An 18,166-nucleotide genomic window follows, 5' to 3' on the forward strand; every position below is an offset into this window, starting at 1 on the left:
CCGTCGAGCTCGAGGACACCTACCATCACAACCAGACCGCACCGGCACCCGCCGAAGCGGCACTTGCGAGCCTCTAACAAACCCGGGGCGATTCATCTTAACATGGCGATAGCACGAGGAACCAGCCATCTCCGGGCCCATCGGGCGCCCCTCGGCAGGCCCCGTCGGTCCACTTACGCCGTCTCGAGAGGTCGATATCTCCGTGCTTCCCCTTCGATCGCTCTCGCCCCTCACGGTCTCCGTGATCGGCTGCGGATATCTCGGTGCCGTCCACGCGGCCGCCATGGCCGAGCTGGGGCACCGCGTGATCGGGCTCGACGTGGACGCGCAGCGGGTCGCCGCGCTGAGCGCGGCGCGTCCGCCGTTCCACGAACCGGGCTTCGCCGAGCTGCTCACGCGCACCGTGGCCTCCGGCCGTCTCACCTTCACCACCGACTACGCGGATCTCGCCGGGGCCGATGTCCATTTCCTGGCACTGGGCACGCCGCAGCGGGCCGACGGCCTGGGCGCGGACCTCGGCATGATCGAGTCGGCGCTGGACTCCCTGGTCCCGCTGCTCGCGGCGCGCGGAGGGGCGCGGACTCTCATCGCCGGGAAGTCCACGGTCCCCGTGGGCACCGCCCGCCGGCTGCACGCGCGCGTGGCCGGGATCGCCGGGGCCACGGTGGTGTGGAACCCCGAGTTCCTGCGGGAGGGCTTCGCGGTCTCCGACACCCTGCGCCCCGACCGGCTCGTCTACGGGCTCGCCGATCCCGCGGGCGCCGAGGCCGAGCACGAGGTCGCCCTGCTGGACCGCGTGTATGCGCCGATGCTGGCCACGAGCACCCCGCGGAAGCTGTACTCGCTCGAATCGGCCGAGCTCGTGAAGGTCTCGGCGAACTCGTTCCTGGCCACGAAGATCTCGTTCATCAACGCGATCTCCGAGCTGTGCGACATCACCGGCGCGGACGTCGCCGACGTCGCCGAGGCGATCGGCATGGACGACCGGATCGGCCGGAAGTTCCTGCGCGCCGGCGTGGGCTTCGGCGGCGGCTGCCTGCCCAAGGACCTGCGCGGCCTGATCTCCCGGGCGGGCGAGCTCGGCGCCGTCGACTCCTTCGCGTTCCTGCGCGACATCGACGCGATCAACACGGGGCGGCGGGAGTACATGCTGCGCCGCGCCCGCGCCGCCCTCGGCGACAGCCTCGAGGGCCGACGCGTCGCGGTGCTCGGCGCCGCCTTCAAGCCCGACACGGACGACGTGCGCGACTCCCCCGCCCTGGACATCGCGGTGCGCCTGGTCGGCGAGGGGGCCGACGTCTCCATCACCGACCCTGCCGCGCTCGCGAACGTGCGCGCCCGCTTCCCCTCGCTGCACGCGATCGAGGACGTCGAGGAGGCCCTCACGGGGGCCGAGCTCGTGCTGCTGCTCACCGAATGGCCCCTCTACCGGGAGCTGGACCCCGCGCGGGCCGGCACGCTCGTCGCCGCGAGGCGTCTCATCGACGGCCGCAACGTGCTCGATCTCGCGGCGTGGCGACGGGCCGGCTGGGATGCCTCCGGACTCGGTCGGCGCTGAGCCTCACCCGTCGATGCCGAACCTCACCAGTCGACGGGGTCGCGCACGATCGGGCAGGTCATGCAGTGCCCGCCGCCGCGGCCGCGGCCCAGCTCGGCGCCGCGGATCGTCAGCACCTCGACGCCGGCGTCGCGCAGCGCGGCATTGGTCTGGGTGTTGCGGTCGTAGGTGATGACGACACCCGGCTCGAGGGCGACGGCGTTGTTGCCGCTGTCCCACTGCTGGCGCTCGGAGGCGTAGAGATCGCCCGCGGTCGCGACGGTGCGCAGCTGCTTCAGGCCCATGGCCTCGGCGACCACGTCCACGAAGCGGCGCTCGCCCTCGTCGCGCACCTCCATGCCCAGGGGGTTGTCGGCCGGTCGGATGGTGAAGGCGTGGATGCCGTCGACGATCGCGGGGTGCACGGTCGCGAGGTCGCGGTCGGCGAAGGTGAACACGGTGTCCAGGTGCATGGCGGCCCGCAGCCGCGGCATCCCCGCGACGACGATCCGCTCCACGGCGCCGGCCGCGAAGAGCGCGGCGGCGAGCTGGGTGATGGCCTGCCGGGAGCTGCGCTCGCTCATGCCGATCAGCAGCGTCCCGTTGCCCACGGGCATCACGTCGCCGCCCTCGAGGGTCGCCTGCCCCCAGTCCCGCTCGGCGTCGCCCCACCACACGCGCGAGCCGGAGAGCTCGGGATGGAAGCGGTAGAGGGCCTGCATGAGCAGGGTCTCGTCCTTGCGGGCCGGCCAGTACAGCGGGTTCAGGGTGAGGCCGTCGCCGATCCAGCAGGTGGTGTCGCGCGTGAACAGGGTGTTGGGCAGCGGCGGCAGCAGGTACTCGGGGGTGCCCACGGACTCGCGGGCGAGGTTCGCGTAGGCGGTGCGCAGCTCGGCGGGAAGCTCCGTCGTGGCCATGCCGCCGATGAGGACGCGCGCGAGCTCGGGCCCCTCGAGCGCGTCGAGGCAGCTGCGGGTCGCGTCCACGAGCCCCAGGCCCACGCGGTTGGCGATCACCTTGCGGTCCAGCAGCCAGGCGCGGGCCTCGGGCATGTCCATGGCCTCGCCGAGCAGGTCGTGCAGCTCGAGCACCTCGACGCCGCGCGAGGTCATGGTCTCGACGAAGTCGGCGTGGTCGCGCTGAGCGGCCTCGACCCACATGACGTCGTCGAACAGCAGCTCGTCGCTCGTGGACGGGGTGAGCCTCTCGTGGGCGAGCCCGGGCCGGCACACGAGCACCTTCCGCAGCCGGCCCACCTCGGAATGGACACCGGTGCGGGCGGGCGCGGGATCGGCCGACGGGGCACCGCCGTGGGAGGGATCGGCCGACGGGGCGGCGCCGTGCGCGGTCTCGACGGGACGTTCGGGCATGGTGCCTCCCACGGATCGATGGTGCCGCTCGGCGCCGAGCGGCATGGCGGCGGCGTCGCCGTCGGGGACGGCGTCGGACGTCGGGCGCTCCTGGCATGATCGCGCATCGGGGCCGGGATCGGGAGGACTTCGCCGGAGGCGACCCTGCGTCGACCGCTCCGGCGTCCGGGGACTCCGACAGGGACCCGACGCCAGGGCGGGATACTGGACCCGCTGCCCTCCGATCCCCCGTACTGCCTCCCCGGTCCGTCCGATCCGCCACCACACCCTCGGGAGAAGCGATGCCCGCCTCCGACGCCTCCGATCTCGACCTGCGCGCCCTGCCGAAGGCGGTCCTGCACGACCACCTCGACGGCGGTGTGCGCCCGCAGACCGTCCTCGACCTCTCCCGCGAGCTGGGCATCGAGCCGCCCGCGCCGACCGCCGAGGGCATCGCCGACTGGTTCGCCGAGGCCGCCGACTCGGGTTCCCTCCCCCGCTACCTCGAGACCTTCGCGCGCGTGCTCGAGCTGATGCAGTCCCCGGAGTCCCTGCGCCGGGTGGCCCGCGAGTTCGTGGAGGACATGGCGGCCGACGGCGTCGTCTACGCCGAGACCCGCTGGGCCCCCGAGCAGCACCTCGAGGGCGGGTTGAGCATGGAGGAGGCCGTCGAGGCGGTGCAGTCGGGCCTCGACGAGGGCACCGCGCAGGTCGAGGCGGCGGGCGGCCGGATCCTCGTCGGCCAGATCCTCTGCCAGATGCGCCAGAACGCCCCGCGCGAGGAGATCGTGGACCTCGCGATCGCGCGCCAGGGCCGAGGAGTCGTCGGCATCGATCTCGCCGGACCCGAGGACGGCTTCCCCGCCTCCCGCTTCCGCCCGCAGCTCGAGCGGGCCCGCGCCGCCGGCGTCCACGTGACGATCCACGCCGGGGAGGCGGCGGGCGTCGACTCGATCGCCGACGCCCTGGACTGCGGCGCCGAGCGCCTGGGCCATGGCGTGCGCCTCATCGACGACATCGACGCCGGCGTGGTCGGTCCTACGGCCCGGCGGGTTCGCGAGGACGGCGTGGTGCTCGAGGTCTGTCCGAGCTCGAACCTGCAGACCGGCGCGTTCCAGACCATGGCCTCCCACCCGGTCGACGCGCTGCGCCGGGCGGGGATGAAGATCGCCGTCAGCTCCGACAATCGACTCATGAGCAGGACCTGGACCAATCGGGAGCTCGGGCGGATCGTGGACAGCTTCTCCTGGGGACTCGACGAGCTCGAGCAGGCGACGCTCATCGGCCTGGACAACGGCTTCGCCCCCTACGAGCAGCGCCGCGCCCTGCGCGAGGAGGTCGTCGTGCCCGCCTACCAGGCCGCACGGATCGCCGCCGAATCCCCTGCCGACGGCATCACCGGGCAGGCGCTCTGATGGCCGCGCGCCGCAGCTCCCGCTCCTCCGGTGCCTCCCGTTCCGGCGGGGCAGCGAGCTCTGGTGGGGCGGCACGCGCCTCCGACGCCGTCGCCGCGCCCCGCATCGACCCGCTCGTCCTGCGGGACCTCGAGGACTCCCCCGCCGATGCCCTCGACTCCTACGCGTCCCTCGAAGGACTGCGGTTCGAGGGGGCCGACGTCTCCGGCCGTGACCTGCACGGGCTCGCGCTCGACGAGTGCGAGCTGGTCGACATCATCGCGCACGAGACCGACCTGCAGGACGCCCGCCTCACCGAGGTGCGCATCGAGCGCCTGAACGCCCCTGCGCTGAAGGCGGGCCGGGCCACCCTCCACGGCGCGGAGGTCACGTCCTCGCGGATCGGCGCGCTCGAGCTGTTCGACGCCGACCTCGACTCGGTCGTCCTCACGGGCTGCAAGCTGGACTGGCTGAACCTGCGCGGCGCGCACCTGGTCGACGTGGTGCTGCGCGACTGCACGCTCACGGAGCTCGACCTCGGCGAGGCCGACGCGACGCGCGTCTGCTTCGAGAACTGCCGTGCCGAGACGGTGACCTTCACGGGTGCGCGCTTCTCTGACGTGGACCTGCGCGGCCTGGAGACGGGTGCGCTCGCGGGCATCGGCGGCATGCGCGGCGCCGTCGTCTCCGTGGCGCAGGCGACGGCCTGGGCGGAGGACTTCGCCGCCCATCTGGGGATCCGCGTCAGCGGGTGACGGCCGCCGGGACCGCCCAGCCCGTCGGACCCGCGGGGCCGACGCTCGAGCCCGCCAGGTCCGTCAGGTCCGTCAGGCCTGGCCGGCGCGCTCCGCGGCGACGAGCTCGGCGATCTGGATGGCGTTCAGCGCCGCGCCCTTGCGCAGGTTGTCCGAGACGGCGAAGAGCACGAGACCCTTGCCGCCCGGCACGGACTGGTCCTGGCGGATGCGGCCCACGAAGGTGCCGTCCTTGCCGGCCGCCTCGAGCGGCGTGGGGACGTCCTCGAGGGTCACGCCGGGGGCGCCGGCGAGCGCCTCGCGGGCCTGCTCGGGGGTGATGGCCTCGTCGAACTCCGCGTGGATCGCGACGCTGTGGCCGGTGAACACGGGCACGCGCACGCAGGTCCCGGCCACGGGCAGGTCCGGGAGGTTCAGGATGCGGCGCGACTCGTTGCGCAGCTTCTGCTCCTCGTCGGTCTCGCCCGAGCCGTCCTCGACGAGGTTGCCGGCGTAGGCGAGGGCGTTGAAGGCGATCGGCTTCACGTAGGTCTCGGGCACGGGCAACTCGACCGCCGAGCCGTCCAGGGCGAGCTCCTCGAGATGATCGGCGGCGGCGCGGACCTGCGCGGCGAGCTCCTTCACCCCGGCGACGCCGGAGCCGGAGACCGCCTGGTAGGTGGCGACCTTCAGGCGCGCGAGGCCGGCCACGGAGTGCAGGGCCTTCAGCGCCGGCATCGCGGCCATCGTGGTGCAGTTCGGGTTCGCGATGATGCCGCGGGGGCGATCGGCGATCGCCTCGGGGTTCACCTCGGAGACCACCAGAGGGACCTCGGGATCCTTGCGCCACGCGGAGGAGTTATCGACGACGACCGCGCCGGCCGCGGCGAAGCGCGGGGCGAGGGCCTTCGAGGTCGAGCCTCCCGCGGAGAAGATCGCGATGTGCACGGGCGAGGTCTCGAGGTCCGCGGTCTCCGCGTCCTCCACGACCAGGTCGAGCCCTGCGTAGTGCACGGTGCTGCCGGCGCTGCGCGCGGAGGCGAAGGCGCGCACGGCGGAGTGCGGGAGGGCGCGCTCGGCGACGAGGGCGAGCATCACGCGGCCCACCTGGCCGGTGGCGCCGACGACTCCGATCACGGGCCCGTCGGCCGCATAGCCGGGGGTGGCCGAGAAATCGACGGCGGTGCTGGTGGTGTCGGTGCTGGTCATCGCCCGGTCCCTCCGTAGACCACGGCCTCGGTCTGCTCGGCGTCAAGGCCGAAGGCGGTGTGGATGACGCGGACGGCGTCGTCCAGCCGCGAGATGTCGGTGACCACGGAGATGCGGATCTCCGAGGTCGAGATCATGTCGATGTTGATGCCGGCCTCGCCGAGCGAGCGGAACAGCGTGGCCGAGACCCCCGGGGAGGACTTCATGCCGGCGCCCACCACGGAGACCTTGCCGATCTGGTTGTTGTAGCGGGCCTCGGAGTAGCCGATCGTCTCACGCGCCTGCTCGATCGCGGCGAGGGCGACGTCGGAGTCGGCCTCCGGGAGCGTCAGGGAGATCGCGACCGTGTCGTCGGTCGTCGAGGAGTTCTGCACGATCATGTCGATGTTCGCGCCGGAGGAGGCGACGACGTCGAACAGCAGCGCGGCCTTGCCGGGCTGGTCGGGCACCTCGACGACGGTGATCTTGCCCTCGCTGCGGTCATGGGTGACGCCGGAGATGATCGGCGCCTCGAGGCCGGGGTCGGTGGTGTCCACGGACAGCTCCTTGCTGGGGTCGGCCGCATCCAGGTGCGGCACATCGGCGATGCGGACGGTGACGCCGGGGTCCACGGGGACCTCGCGCTCGGCGTCGTCGGAGACGATCGTGCCCAGGCGTCCGGAGAACGAGCTGCGCACATGCAGGGGGACGCCGTAGCGGCGGGCGTACTCGACGCTGCGTCCCATGAGGATCTTCGCGCCGTTGGCGGCCAGGTCCAGCATCTCCTCGCAGGAGATCACAGGGACGCGGCGGGCGCTGGGGACGATGCGGGGGTCGGCGGTGAAGACGCCGTCGACGTCGGAGTAGATCTCGCAGATGTCGGCGTCGAGCGCCGCGGCGAGCGCGACGGCGGTCGTGTCGGAGCCGCCGCGGCCCAGGGTCGTGATGTCCTTCGTGCCCTGGGAGACGCCCTGGAAGCCCGCGACGATCGCGACGTTGCCGGCGTCCAGCGCGCTGCGGATGCGCCCGGGCGTGACCTTCTGGATAAGGGCCTTGCCGTGGACCTCGTCGGTGATCACGCCGGCCTGCGAGCCGGTGTAGGCGCGGGCGGCGACGCCGCTGTTGTTCAGAGCCATCGAGAGCACGGCCATCGAGATCCGCTCGCCGGCGGTCAGCAGCATGTCGAGCTCGCGCGGCGGCGGGTTCGGCGTGACCTGCTCGGCGAGGTCGATGAGGTCGTCGGTGGTATCGCCCATCGCGGAGACCACGACGACCACCTCATGGCCGGCCTTCGCGTACTGGGCGATGCGGGAGGCCACCCGGATCACCGAAGCGGCGTCGGCGACGGAGGAACCGCCGAACTTCTGCACGACGAGGCTCATCGGGTGCGGGCTCCTTCATCTCGGTCACGGGGTCGGTCGGCGTCGGGAACGCCGGCCAGTGGTGGCCGACGGACCGTCCGATCCCGCTGAAAAGTCGGGGCGCACGTGTTCCACCAGGTCAGCGCGGGGGCGCGAGTGCGCGCTGCCGTCGGTCCGGGAGCGCGCGACCGACGGTGGGCACGGGACGCGGGCCCGCGGCGCGCGGACCCGTCCACGATTCTACGATCCGACGGCCGACGAGGCACGGGGGCGCCCGGGGAGCGGACTGCGGGAGGGCACGATAAGGGGATGCGCGGCGGTCTGGAGAGAGTGAGGCTGCCGCACGGATGGGTGACGTCTAGATCTGTTCGTGCGGAAGTCTTGTCCTCGCCTTCAAGTCGTGCGCGAGGCGGTTCAGCGACAGGCTGCACGGGGTGATCTTTTTCTTGGAATCGCGGTGCCGATCTGCCGCTCCGGCAAGCCCCGTCACCCACGCCGGCCGTGCGGAGTACGCCGTACGAGGCGATCAACTCATGCTCGCGAACCTGTGGGCGGCGCGGCAGGATGCCAGCGGGTCCCCTCGTCTTTTTCCGCTATCCGCGCCCCTGCTCTCTCGGTCTCCCGCTCTCCCGCTCTCCCGCTCTCCCGAGGTTCAACACTATGGTCACTCCGCCTCGCCCCGTCCTCGACGAGGTCCTCGACGCGCTCGCTGCCGCCCACGAGGAGCTCGTGGTCCTGACGTGCGGGCGCATCCACCGCGAGCTCGCCTCCTACGCCCACGTCGACGCCTCGGCGCTGGCGGAGGCCGTGGGCCGGAATCTGCGCACGGCACTCACGGCCCTTCGCACGTCGCGGGTGCCTGATCCCGAGGAGCTGAGCGACGCGGCGCAGACCGCCCACGAGCGGTTCCTCGCGGACATCCCCGTGGAGGAGATCGTCCGCGGCTTCCGCATCTCCATCGCCCTGATCCATGAGCGGTTCGTCGACCTCGCGATCTCGCAGCAGCTTTCGGCGGCGCAGTCGGTCGCAGGCGTCCGCGTGATGTGGGGCGTGGCCGACGCGTTCACCACCCGGATCATCACCGAATACCACGACCTGGAGATCGACAGCGCCCTCCACGACGCCCAACGCCGCATGGCGGTCGTGCGCGACCTCCTGGCCGGGGTGCCCCGGCGAGGCATGCTCGAGCCGCGCACCGAGTACGCGGCTATCCGCTGCGCCGTCCCCGAGGGCGCGCCGGCGGAGCAGATGCGACGCCACCTGCAGCGATCCGGCTCACTGCCCGAGGCCAGGGCCCACGTGGTCACCGACGGCACCTCCTGCTTCGGGATCGTGGCCGCTCGCCCCGCAGATCCCGGAGCGCCCGTGGGGCTGGGCCCCTTCGGACCCCCTGACCAGCTGCCGGTCTCCGACCGGACCGCGAAGGACGCGCTCCACCTCGCTCACGACCTCGGACGCGACGGGGTCCAGTCGATCGAGGACCTCGGGTGGCGGCTCGCCCTCGCCGCCCGTCCCGACGTCCGACGGCACTACGCGCAGCGCCTGCTCGACCCGATCGTCGACCAGGGCCGCTTCGGCGCCGAGGTCCTCGCCGCCGTGGACGCGTGGATCCGCTCGGGGCAGAGCATCCCGCGCACCGCCGAGCGCCTCGTCGTGCACCCCAACACGGTGCGGTACCGGCTGCGCCGGTTCGAAGCGCTCACGGGCGCGGACCTCGCGGACCCCGACGACGTGACCGGCGCCCGATGCGCCATCGAGCTCGGCAGCCCGGACGCGCCCTCGTTGTAGATCCGCACAATCCCGACCGCTCGAGCGTTGTCCGCTCGTGCGTGGCGGTCCGGGCCCCGCAGCTCCTAGGCTCGAGGACGACCCGTCTCCCGTGCGCGGCGACCGCCGCGAGCGACCTCGGAGGATCGGGGCGTCCACGCGACGATCAGGCGGGAGGAACAACGGTGTCCAAGGTCTCGGACGACGTGTCGGAGCAGCTGCGGAGCGTCCTGCGCGATGGGATGACCATCGCGGTGGGCGGATTCGGTCTGTGCGGCATCCCCACCGACCTCATCAGAATCGTGCGCGAGACCGGGGTCCGGGACCTCACTGTCGCCTCGAACAACCTGGGGGTGGACGGCAAGGGCCTGGGGCTCCTGTTGGAGAACGGCCAGATCAGCAGAGTCCTCGCGAGCTACGTGGGCGAGAACGCCCTGTTCATGCGCCAGTACATCGACCGCGAGCTCGACGTCGAGTTCGTCCCCCAGGGCACGCTCGCCGAGCGCATGCGCGCGGGCGGCAGCGGGATCCCTGCCTTCTTCACGCCCACGGGCGTCGGCACCGAGGTCGCCGAGGGCAAGCCGACCGCTGAGTTCGACGGCCGCACCCACGTTCTCGAGCGCGCCATCGTCGCCGACCTCGGCCTGGTCCACGCGCATACCGCGGATACGGACGGCAACCTCCGCTACCGCCTCACCGCGCGCAACTTCAACCCCCTTGCTGCCATGTGTGGGCGCACGACCTTCGCGCAGGCGGAGAACATCGTCGGGACCGGCGCGCTCGCCCCCGACGACATCCACACCCCCGGAGTCTTCGTCCACCACGTCTCGCAGGCGGTGAGCCCGACGGAGATCGAGCAGCGCACCGTGCGACCCCGAACCGACGAGCAGGAGACGGCCTGAGATGACCTGGACCCGAGACGAGATGGCCGCGATCGCCGCGTCCGAGCTGTACGACGGCGACTGCGTGAACCTGGGCATCGGGATGCCGACTCTCGTGGCGAACAACCTGCCCGAGGGCGTCGACATCGTCCTCCAGAGCGAGAACGGCGTGCTGGGGATGGGCCCCTTCCCCTATGACGGCGACGAGGACCCGGATCTCATCAACGCAGGGAAGCAGACCATCACCCTGCGCCGCGGCGCCTCGATCTTCGACTCCTCCACCTCCTTCGCGATGATCCGCGGCGGCAAGATGACCACGGCCATCCTCGGCGCCATGCAGGTCACGGGCGACGGCGACATCGCGAACTGGCAGATCCCCGGCAAGCTCGTCAAGGGCATGGGCGGGGCCATGGACCTGGTCGCCGGCGCGCGCCGCGTGATCGTGATGATGCAGCACACCGCGAAGGACGGCAGCCCGAAGATCCTCCGCGAGTGCACGCTGCCGCGCACCGGCGTGGGCGTCGTCGACCGGATCATCACCGACCGCGCGGTGCTCGACGTCCGGGAGGACGGCCTGGTGCTCTCGGCCATGGCTCCCGGCGTCACCGTCGAGGAGCTGCGCGAGGCCACCGAGCCGGGCTTCACTCTCGCCCTCGACTGACCCTCCCAACGGGACGAGTGGATCGTCGGCTGCGTCGGCTCGACCGGCCGGGACGCCTACATCTCCCGGCGCGTCAGCGTCGGGGCCGGCGCGGGCGAGAGCTCCACGGCCCTGACCGTCAACCGACTGTGCGGCTCCGGAATGCAGGCGATCGCGCTCGGCGCAGGGGAACTGCTCGTCGGCGAGTCGGACGTCGCCGAGCGCTTCGGCGTCGCGCGCGGAGCAGGACGCCTTCGCGCTCGAGTCGCAGCGCCGTGCGCGCGCCGCCCAGGGCGACCGCGCGGTTGCGGAAGAGATCATCCCGGTCGCGGTCCGCGGCCGGCGCGGCGACGTCATCATCGACGCCGACGAGCACCCTCGCGAGGTCACCCTCGAGAAGCTCGGGGTGCGCCCGGTCTTCCGCGAGGGCGGCACCGTCACGGCGGGCAACTCCTCGGGCATCAACGACGGCGCCACCACCCTGGTCCTCACGCGCGCCACGGTCGCGCGCGCACGGGATGCGTCGCCTCTCGCGGAGCTCGTGGACTTCACCGAGGTCGGCATCGACTCGGCGATCATGGGCTACGGACCGCAGCCCGCCGTGGACCGGCTGCTCGCCCGCACCGGTGTCGGCGCCGCGGACCTGGACTGGATCGAGCTCAACGAGGCCTTCGCCGCCCATGCGGTGCCGGTGATCCGCGACCTCGGCCTCGGCCTCGACGACTCGGTCGTGAATCCGCTTGGGGGCGCCATCGCCTGGGGCCATCCGATCGGCGCCACCGGCGCCATCATCAGCGCCCGCACGATCGCGGGCCAGCGTCGGACCGGCGGCGAGCTGGGGCTCGCGACCATGTGCATCGGCTGCGGCCAGGCGGTCGCGAGCCTGTGGCGCGCGCTCTGATCCGCGCGGACCAGCCCTGAGACCTACCGGCGCGGGCCGGCCGCATGCGCGGCCGCGAACACCCCGGCCTCCGCGAGCGTCTCGTTCGCCGCGTCGAGGATGCGTCCGAAGTGCAGGTACGAGTGCAGGATGCCGGGCGCTTCGCGGTAGTCGTAGGGGACGCCGCCGCGGCGCAGGAGCTCGGCGAGAGCGCGACTGTCGTCGGCGAGAGGATCCAGGGCCGCCGACCGCACGAGGACCGGCGGCAGGCCGGACAGGTCAGCCGTGATCGCACGTGCCCAGGGCGCGTCCGCGTCGACGGGATCCGCGTAGAGGTCATCGGTGAAGGCGGAGAGCTCCTCCATCGCCATCCCGTCCCAATCCCCGCCCCAGAGGCGGCGCGAGGCCGAGTCCGCGAGGCCGAAGCCGCCGTAGAACAGCAGCAGCGAGCGCAGCCGGTCGAAGACCTCGGGGCCCGTGACGGCGCCGTCGGCGAGGCCGCAGACCTGGTCGTCCCGCAGCATGAGGGCCGCCCCGATGGAGAGCCCCGCGCCCGCGGAGTCGCCGGCGAGGACGAGCCGGCGCGGGTCGATCCCCCACTCCTCGCCGTGCACGGTGAGATGGGCGGCGACCGAGGCGGTCTCGTGCATGGCCTGCGGGTGCTTCGCCTCCGGCGAGAGCGAGTAGTCGACGGCCACCACCACCGCGCCGCTGTGGTGGGCGAGCATCCGGTGGATGCGGTCGTGCGTGTCGAGGTCCCCGAGGGTGAACCCGCCGCCGTGGAGGAAGATGATGGCGGGCGCGCCAGTGCGGGCGGCGGTCGTCGGGCGGTGGCACCGCACCGGGACCTCGGCCCCGGCGACGGGGAGCACGACATCCCGCGTGGAGGCCATCGCCGGGCCGCCGACGTTCCAGAAGGCCCGCTCCGCCCGGTAGTCCGCGCGCGCCGCCTCGAGCGGATCCTCGGGCTGACTCAGCTCGGCGCGCCGGCGGGCCTCGTCCGCGTACTGGTGCTCGAGCACCCGCCGCATCTGGGGGCTCAGCGCCTCGAGCAGGTGATCGGGCAGATCCTCGACCCGTTGCGCCGGGCTGGTGTGTCCGTCGGTCATGGAGACTCCTCGGCCTTCTCCCTCACAGCTGCGGGATGTTCGACAGCAGCGTCCGGGTGTACTCGTGGGTGGGGTTCTCGAGCACCGCGTCGACCGTCCCGCGATCAACGATGTGCCCCTTGTTGAGCACCGCGATGTGGTCGGACACGTGCCGAGCGAGCGTGATGTTGTGAGTGACGAAGAGGATCGCCAGTCCGCGCTCCTCGCGCAGCGTGTTCAGCAGCGCGATGATCGAGGCCTGGACTGACACGTCGAGCGCGCTGGTCACCTCGTCGCATACGAGCACGCTCGGCGCGTTGACGAGGGCCCGGGCGATCGCCGCGCGCTGGCGCTCTCCGCCCGAGAGGTCCCCCGGACGACGCTCATAGAAGGAGCGCCCCAGCCGCACCGCGTCGAGCGCCTCCTCGACGACTGCCCGCCGCCCACCGCGCGGCAGCCGACGGCTGAGCTCGAGCGGGACGGTGAGCGACTGCCCGATCGTACGGCGCGGGTTCAGTGAGGAGAACGGCGACTGGAAGACGTACTGGATGCCCTGTCGGCTCTCGAGGGAGCGGCCGCGGGTCGAGCGCGCGAGCTTCTCCCCGTGCAGGCTGACGGAGCCCTCGTAGCCGTCGACGAGTCCCGCCACGCATCGGGAGAGGGTGGTCTTGCCCGATCCGGACTCCCCCAGCAGCATGAGCGACTCCCCCGGCTGCAGGGTCATGTCGATGCCGCTCAGCACGGTGTTCGACCCGAAGCGCATGCTGAGGTTCCTCACCTGCAGCAGATCGCCCCCGCGCGCACCGTCCGCCCCGTCGTCCGGCGCCGATGCGCTCTCGCCCGCGGCGGGAGGCGCGTCCCGCCCCGCCTCCGCGTACTCCAACTCCTCTGCAGTCCCGGCTCGCTGCGCGGCGCGGCCGGTCTCGGGGACCGCTCGGGTGAGCTGCTTTTGCCCCTGCAGATCGGGCACGGCCGCCAGCAGCCGACGGGTGTACGGGTGCTCGGCGTCGTGGAGCACCTTGTGGACCGGTCCCTCCTCGACGAGCTCGCCGCGCAGCATGACGGCGACGCGGTCCGCGAGCTCGGCGACGACCGCGAGATCGTGGGTGATGTAGAGGCTCGCGACGTCGTGCCTGCGCGTCATGGCGCGGATGGTGTCGAGGACGTGCGCCTGCGTGGAGACGTCCAGCCCGGTGGTCGGCTCGTCGAGGACGAGCACGTCGGGCAGCATGGCGAAGGCCATGGCGATGCCGATCCGCTGCTGCTGGCCGCCGGAGAGCTGGTGCGGCCAGCGCCGCTGGTAGTCCCGCGTCGAGGGCAGCCCGACGTCCTCGAGGGCCTCGCCCACGCGGCCCTCGCGCTCCCGGGGAGAGCCGCCGTAGCCGTGGACGTCGAGGACCTCGCGAATCTGCTCGCCCACGCGCATCGCGGGGTTGAGCGAGAGGGCGGGATCCTGCGGGATGTAGGCCACGCGGGAGCCGCGCAGCGAGCGCACCTGGTCGCCGCCCAGATCCTCCATCCGCACCGGCTCGCCCTCGCGCGGGAGCAGCTCGATGCCCCCGCCGGTCCGCTCGACGCCGTCGCGATAGTGGCCCAGGCACGCGAGCCCGGCGGTGGTCTTCCCCGATCCGGATTCGCCGACCAGGCCCAGGACCTGCCCGCGCAGCAGCTCGAGGTCGATGCCGTGGAGGATCTCGTCCCCCGCGACGGCGCTCACCCGCAGTTGGTCGATCCGCAGGACAATCGAGGGCGCGCCGTCGACGGCCGGGGTCGAGGCGGTGGACGGTGCGGTGCTCATAGTCCCTCCACGTTCGTCGAGGCCGTCGCCCGCGCGATGGCGTCGGCCAGCAGGTTGGTGCCGATCGTCAGCACGGCGATCGCCAGGACCGGGAGCAGGACGCCCCACGGCTGGATGCTGAGCGCGATCCGGTTCTCGTTGATCATCAGTCCCCAGTCGGCGGTGGGCGGCTGCATGCCCAGGCCCAGGAAGGACAGCGAGGCGATGGCACCGATCGAGTAGGTCAGCCGCAGCCCGGCCTCGACGCTCAGCGGGCCGGTCACGTTCGGCACGATCTCGCGGAAGATGATGCGGCTGCGCGGCATCGCGTACATCTCGGCGGCTCGGATGTAGTCCTCGTTGATGACGTTGAGGGTCGCCGCCCGGGCGACCCTCGCCACGCGCGGGGCGTGGGTCAGGCCGATGACGGCGATCAGCACCCAGCCGTGGGAGCCGAGGACGACGATCGCGAGCATCGCGAACACGAGCTGCGGGACGGCGAGCAGCACGTCGTTGCAGCGCATGAGGATCGCGTCGAGGACCCCGCCCGCGTAGGCGGCGAGCATCCCGAACGCGGCGCCCACGATCAGGCCGATGGCCGTGGCGGCGACGGCGTAGACGACCAGCAGGGTGCCGCCGGCGAGGAACCGGGAGGCGACCGAGCGGCCCAGCTCGTCGGTCCCGAACAGGCCCCAGGACTGGAAGGGGCGGGCGGCGAACTCCGTCGGCCCGTGCCCGGTGAGCACGGGGGCGAGCGGAGGACCGGCGAAGGCCAGCACCAGGATCACCGCGGTGAGGACGATGCCGATCCGGCCCTCGGACTGCGCCCAGACGCGGTGCAGGATGGGGACGGGGCGGGAGGCCGACTCCTTGACGGCCCCCGGCTCTTCGCCCGGCACGTCGGACCGGGCGGGTCTGCCGGGTCCGCCCCCGGTGAGCGCGACAGCAGCGGAATCGCTCATGACTGGCTCCTCAGCTTCGGATTGGACAGGATCCCGACGACGTCGGCGAGCAGGTTCACCACGACGTACACCGCCGCCACGATCATCGAGACCGCCTGGACGACCTGGACGTCGCGGAAGTTGACGGCGTCGATGAGTGCCTGGCCCATGCCGGGATAGCGGAACAGGAACTCGGCGACCACGACGCCGCCCGCCAGCCATGCCAGCTGGATCGCGATCACCTGGGCGACGGGGCCGACCGCGTGCGGCAGCGCATGGCGCAGGATCACGCGACGTTCGGGCACGCCCTTGAGACGGGCCATCTCGACGTACCCGGAGTCGAGTACGTCGAGCATCGTCGCGCGCATCATGCGGGCGATGTACGGCGCGACCACCAGGGCGAGGGTGATGGTCGGCAGGATCATCTGCGAGGGCAGGCGCCAGGGCGCGACCCCGGGCGGGGCCATCGTCACCGCCGGCAGGACCTGGAAGACCGAGGTGGCCAGGAGCGCGACCAGTGCGATGCCGATCACGAACTCGGGCAGTGCGGCGAGCGCGAGGCTCACCCAGGTCACGGCGCTGTCACGGCGGGTGCCGTGGTGCAGTGCGGAGTAGATCCCGAAGCCGATGCCGAGCGGCACGGAGACGATCGCGGCCAGGCACATGAGCACGAGGCTCGAGACCAGGCGCTGCGAGAGCAGCGCGCTCACCGGACCGCCCGAGGACGTCGAGTACCCGAAGTCGCCGACGAACAGCCCTCCGAGCCAGTAGAAGTATCGGACGATCGCGGGCTTGTCGAGGTCCATCTCGGCGTTGAGCGCGGCGATCCGCTCGGGCGTCGCCTGCTGGCCGAGGATGGCGCGGGCCGGATCGCCCGGCAGCAGCAGGGTCGCGCAGAAGATCACGACGGAGACGGCGAGCAGGATCGCGACCGACAGGACGAGCCTGCGCAGGATGAGTCGACGCATCAGGACACCTCCCCCAGCCACACGCGGCGGAAGGTGTACCCGGACAGGGGCAGCCCCGTCGCGTTCTCCACGAGACCGACGACGTACCCCTGGTAGGCGTCGACCTGGTTGCCGAATCCCCAGATGATGTATCCGCCCTCCTCGAAGAGCTGCCTCTGCGCCTCGCGGATGAGGCTCCCGCGGGTCTTCTCGTCGAGCTCGGCGCGGATGGCGTCGATCCGCTTCGCGAACTCTTCGTCGATGAAGTGGGTCTCGTTGAACGGCGAGCCCTCGAGCACGCAGGAGACCGCCTGCGAGGTGAAGTTGCGCGTGTACCAGAAGCTCTGCGCGAAGTCCCACTGCAGGTAGTCCTCGCCGAAGAACGTGGTGGTGTCCACGCGGCGGATGCTGATCCTGATCCCGGCGTCCTTCGCCTGCTCGGCGAACACCTGCGCGGCCTCGACCGCGCCCGATTGGATCGGGGCGGTGACGAGCTCGACGTCGATGCCGTCGGGATGTCCCGCTTCGGCGAGCAGCCGCTTCGCCTCGGCGACGTCCTGCTCCCGCTGCGGGAAGTCCTTCGGGTAGTCCGGGTCCAGCGGCGCGAACATGTCGTTGCCGGCCCGGCCGTAGCCGGAGAAGACCTGCTCGATCATCTGCGGGCGGTCGACGGCCAGGCGCATGGCCTGTCGCACGCGGACGTCGTCGAAGGGCTTCACGTCCACGCGCATGGTGAACGGCAGCCACATGCCGGTCTCGGAGTTGAGGATCTTCATCCGCTCGTCGGACCCGAGGACCTCCACGAGCGCGAGCGGGATCTGGCCGATGCAGTCCACCTGGCTGGACAGCAGCGCGTTGACCATCGCGTCGGTGTCGTTGAAGTTCAGCAGCTGCACCTGGTCGAGGTAGGGCGCGCCGTCCCAGTACTCGGTGTTGGCCTTCAGCACCGTGGACTGCCCGGGGTCGAAGGACGCGAGGGAGAACGGTCCGGTGCCGATCGGCGCCTCCGGGTCGTATCCGCGAGGGACGATGCCCTGGGAGTACTGGCCGACGATATCGTCCAGCGCGCTGTCGGGCTCGTGGAGGTGGAACTCGACGGTGTGGTCGTCGACCGCGACGATCTTGTCCAGTGCGGCCAGGCCCGCGGCGCCCGACTTCGGGTCGTCGGGGTCGATGATCCGCTCGAAGGTGAACACCACGTCGTCCGCCGTCAGCGGGGAGCCGTCGTGGAAGGTCACGTGCCGGCGCAGCCTCGCGGTCCAGATGGTCGCCTCAGCGTTCGGCTCGAAGGACTCGGCGAGACGGTGCTCGAGCTGGTAGTCGTCGCCGCGCAGCAGCAGCGGGTCGTACAGGTTGATGACGCGGGCGGAGTCGCCGGAGTTCACGGGCGTGTGCGCGTCGACGCTGTCGGCCGACGAGCCGCCGACCAGTCCGACCCGCAGGGTGCCGCCACGGCGCGGCTCGCCGTCCACGTCGGCCTCGGGGGCCGGCGCACGTCCGCACGCCGAGAGCAGACCCAAGGATCCGATCCCTGCGGCGCCGCCCAGCAGCGTCCTACGGCTGGGTCCCGCCGGGACCTTGCCCGCCATTCTGCGCCCGCTCATCGCTTCCTCTCCGTCACGGTGTCTCCTCCTCGTGCGTCGATCTGGCCCGATGTCCTGCCCGGGTCCGATGTCTCGCCC

The 18,166-nt window shown here is 72.0% G+C and carries 14 protein-coding genes and 2 pseudogenes; 8 read left to right on the plus strand and 8 right to left on the minus strand.

Going from position 1 to position 18,166, the window contains the following annotated elements; all coding sequences use genetic code 11:
- The first annotated feature begins 202 nt into the window (after nt 1-202).
- A complete protein-coding gene (locus ACFQ53_RS06560; protein ID WP_377857065.1) occupies nt 203-1,558 on the plus strand; it encodes a UDP-glucose dehydrogenase family protein in 1,356 nt (451 codons plus the stop codon).
- 23 nt (nt 1,559-1,581) lie between these two features.
- Here the strand turns inward: ACFQ53_RS06560 and ACFQ53_RS06565 are convergent, their stop codons facing one another.
- The gene (locus tag ACFQ53_RS06565) at nt 1,582-2,907 is read right to left on the minus strand and encodes an arginine deiminase (protein WP_377857068.1); all 1,326 of its coding nucleotides are present in this window, start codon (nt 2,905-2,907) and stop codon (nt 1,582-1,584) included.
- Between the two features lie 281 nt (nt 2,908-3,188).
- On the opposite strand from ACFQ53_RS06565, the gene ACFQ53_RS06570 reads away from it, so the two are divergent.
- Both ACFQ53_RS06570 and ACFQ53_RS06575 read left to right on the plus strand, forming a co-directional pair.
- Nucleotides 3,189-4,301 carry an adenosine deaminase gene (locus tag ACFQ53_RS06570; protein WP_377857071.1) on the plus strand — a complete coding sequence of 371 codons (1,113 nt, stop codon included), beginning with the start codon at nt 3,189-3,191 and terminating at the stop codon, nt 4,299-4,301.
- Nucleotides 4,301-5,035 carry a pentapeptide repeat-containing protein gene (locus ACFQ53_RS06575; RefSeq protein WP_377857074.1) on the plus strand — a complete coding sequence of 245 codons (735 nt, stop codon included), beginning with the start codon at nt 4,301-4,303 and terminating at the stop codon, nt 5,033-5,035. Before ACFQ53_RS06570 ends, ACFQ53_RS06575 begins: the two co-directional genes overlap by 1 nt.
- A gap of 72 nt (nt 5,036-5,107) precedes the next feature.
- Here ACFQ53_RS06575 and ACFQ53_RS06580 read toward each other — a convergent pair whose 3' ends face one another.
- Together ACFQ53_RS06580 and ACFQ53_RS06585 are read right to left on the minus strand one after the other, a co-directional pair.
- The gene (locus ACFQ53_RS06580) at nt 5,108-6,223 is read right to left on the minus strand and encodes an aspartate-semialdehyde dehydrogenase (protein ID WP_377857077.1); all 1,116 of its coding nucleotides are present in this window, start codon (nt 6,221-6,223) and stop codon (nt 5,108-5,110) included.
- On the minus strand, nt 6,220-7,584 hold the full coding sequence (locus ACFQ53_RS06585; protein WP_377857080.1) for an aspartate kinase: 1,365 nt from the start codon (nt 7,582-7,584) through the stop codon (nt 6,220-6,222). The genes ACFQ53_RS06580 and ACFQ53_RS06585 overlap by 4 nt, the downstream gene beginning before the upstream one ends.
- A 639-nt stretch (nt 7,585-8,223) precedes the next feature.
- Between ACFQ53_RS06585 and ACFQ53_RS06590 the strand changes: the two genes are divergently transcribed.
- The 5 genes and pseudogenes from ACFQ53_RS06590 to ACFQ53_RS06610 all read left to right on the plus strand — a co-directional run.
- Entirely contained in the window at nt 8,224-9,351 is a 1,128-nt protein-coding gene (locus ACFQ53_RS06590) for a PucR family transcriptional regulator (RefSeq protein WP_377857083.1), read from the plus strand.
- 164 nt (nt 9,352-9,515) lie between these two features.
- On the plus strand, nt 9,516-10,232 hold the full coding sequence (locus tag ACFQ53_RS06595) for a CoA transferase subunit A (RefSeq protein ID WP_377857086.1): 717 nt from the start codon (nt 9,516-9,518) through the stop codon (nt 10,230-10,232).
- Nucleotide 10,233: 1 nt separating this feature from the next.
- Nucleotides 10,234-10,872 (plus strand): 3-oxoacid CoA-transferase subunit B, encoded by a 639-nt coding sequence (locus tag ACFQ53_RS06600; protein WP_377857089.1) that lies wholly within the window; start codon nt 10,234-10,236, stop codon nt 10,870-10,872.
- A gap of 60 nt (nt 10,873-10,932) precedes the next feature.
- Nucleotides 10,933-10,993 (plus strand): annotated as a pseudogene (locus ACFQ53_RS06605) (hypothetical protein); the annotation flags it as partial.
- Nucleotides 10,994-11,113: 120 nt separating this feature from the next.
- A pseudogene (locus ACFQ53_RS06610) lies at nt 11,114-11,752 on the plus strand (thiolase family protein); the annotation flags it as partial.
- Nucleotides 11,753-11,775: 23 nt separating this feature from the next.
- On the opposite strand, the gene ACFQ53_RS06615 reads toward ACFQ53_RS06610, so the two are convergent.
- From ACFQ53_RS06615 to ACFQ53_RS06635, 5 genes are read right to left on the minus strand one after another with little or no spacing between them, the layout of a single operon-like run.
- Nucleotides 11,776-12,840 carry an alpha/beta hydrolase fold domain-containing protein gene (locus tag ACFQ53_RS06615; protein WP_377857092.1) on the minus strand — a complete coding sequence of 355 codons (1,065 nt, stop codon included), beginning with the start codon at nt 12,838-12,840 and terminating at the stop codon, nt 11,776-11,778.
- A 22-nt stretch (nt 12,841-12,862) separates the two neighbouring features.
- Entirely contained in the window at nt 12,863-14,617 is a 1,755-nt protein-coding gene (locus ACFQ53_RS06620; RefSeq protein ID WP_377857095.1) for an ABC transporter ATP-binding protein, read from the minus strand.
- On the minus strand, nt 14,614-15,558 hold the full coding sequence (locus ACFQ53_RS06625; RefSeq protein ID WP_377857098.1) for an ABC transporter permease: 945 nt from the start codon (nt 15,556-15,558) through the stop codon (nt 14,614-14,616). Before ACFQ53_RS06625 ends, ACFQ53_RS06620 begins: the two co-directional genes overlap by 4 nt.
- A complete protein-coding gene (locus ACFQ53_RS06630; protein ID WP_377857101.1) occupies nt 15,555-16,505 on the minus strand; it encodes an ABC transporter permease in 951 nt (316 codons plus the stop codon). Before ACFQ53_RS06630 ends, ACFQ53_RS06625 begins: the two co-directional genes overlap by 4 nt.
- Nucleotides 16,505-18,088, minus strand: coding sequence for an ABC transporter substrate-binding protein (locus tag ACFQ53_RS06635; RefSeq protein WP_377857104.1), 1,584 nt, complete (start codon nt 18,086-18,088; stop codon nt 16,505-16,507). Before ACFQ53_RS06635 ends, ACFQ53_RS06630 begins: the two co-directional genes overlap by 1 nt.
- Nucleotides 18,089-18,166 lie beyond the last annotated feature (78 nt).

Origin of the sequence: Brachybacterium sp. NPDC056505, assembly GCF_042794925.1 — a bacterium.
Classification (GTDB): Bacteria; Actinomycetota; Actinomycetes; order Actinomycetales; family Dermabacteraceae; genus Brachybacterium; species Brachybacterium kimchii.

Bases quoted from the DNA above. Each gene is read 5' to 3' on its own strand.
- ACFQ53_RS06565 (WP_377857068.1), bottom strand. From the start codon at position 2,907: ATGCCCGAACGTCCCGTCGAGACCGCGCACGGCGCCGCCCCGTCGGCC.
- ACFQ53_RS06570 (WP_377857071.1), top strand. From the start codon at position 3,189: ATGCCCGCCTCCGACGCCTCCGATCTCGACCTGCGCGCCCTGCCGAAG.
- ACFQ53_RS06575 (WP_377857074.1), top strand. From the start codon at position 4,301: ATGGCCGCGCGCCGCAGCTCCCGCTCCTCCGGTGCCTCCCGTTCCGGC.
- ACFQ53_RS06580 (WP_377857077.1), bottom strand. From the start codon at position 6,223: ATGACCAGCACCGACACCACCAGCACCGCCGTCGATTTCTCGGCCACC.
- ACFQ53_RS06585 (WP_377857080.1), bottom strand. From the start codon at position 7,584: ATGAGCCTCGTCGTGCAGAAGTTCGGCGGTTCCTCCGTCGCCGACGCC.
- ACFQ53_RS06590 (WP_377857083.1), top strand. From the start codon at position 8,224: ATGGTCACTCCGCCTCGCCCCGTCCTCGACGAGGTCCTCGACGCGCTC.
- ACFQ53_RS06600 (WP_377857089.1), top strand. From the start codon at position 10,234: ATGACCTGGACCCGAGACGAGATGGCCGCGATCGCCGCGTCCGAGCTG.
- ACFQ53_RS06615 (WP_377857092.1), bottom strand. From the start codon at position 12,840: ATGACCGACGGACACACCAGCCCGGCGCAACGGGTCGAGGATCTGCCC.
- ACFQ53_RS06620 (WP_377857095.1), bottom strand. From the start codon at position 14,617: ATGAGCACCGCACCGTCCACCGCCTCGACCCCGGCCGTCGACGGCGCG.
- ACFQ53_RS06625 (WP_377857098.1), bottom strand. From the start codon at position 15,558: ATGAGCGATTCCGCTGCTGTCGCGCTCACCGGGGGCGGACCCGGCAGA.
- ACFQ53_RS06630 (WP_377857101.1), bottom strand. From the start codon at position 16,505: ATGCGTCGACTCATCCTGCGCAGGCTCGTCCTGTCGGTCGCGATCCTG.
- ACFQ53_RS06635 (WP_377857104.1), bottom strand. From the start codon at position 18,088: ATGAGCGGGCGCAGAATGGCGGGCAAGGTCCCGGCGGGACCCAGCCGT.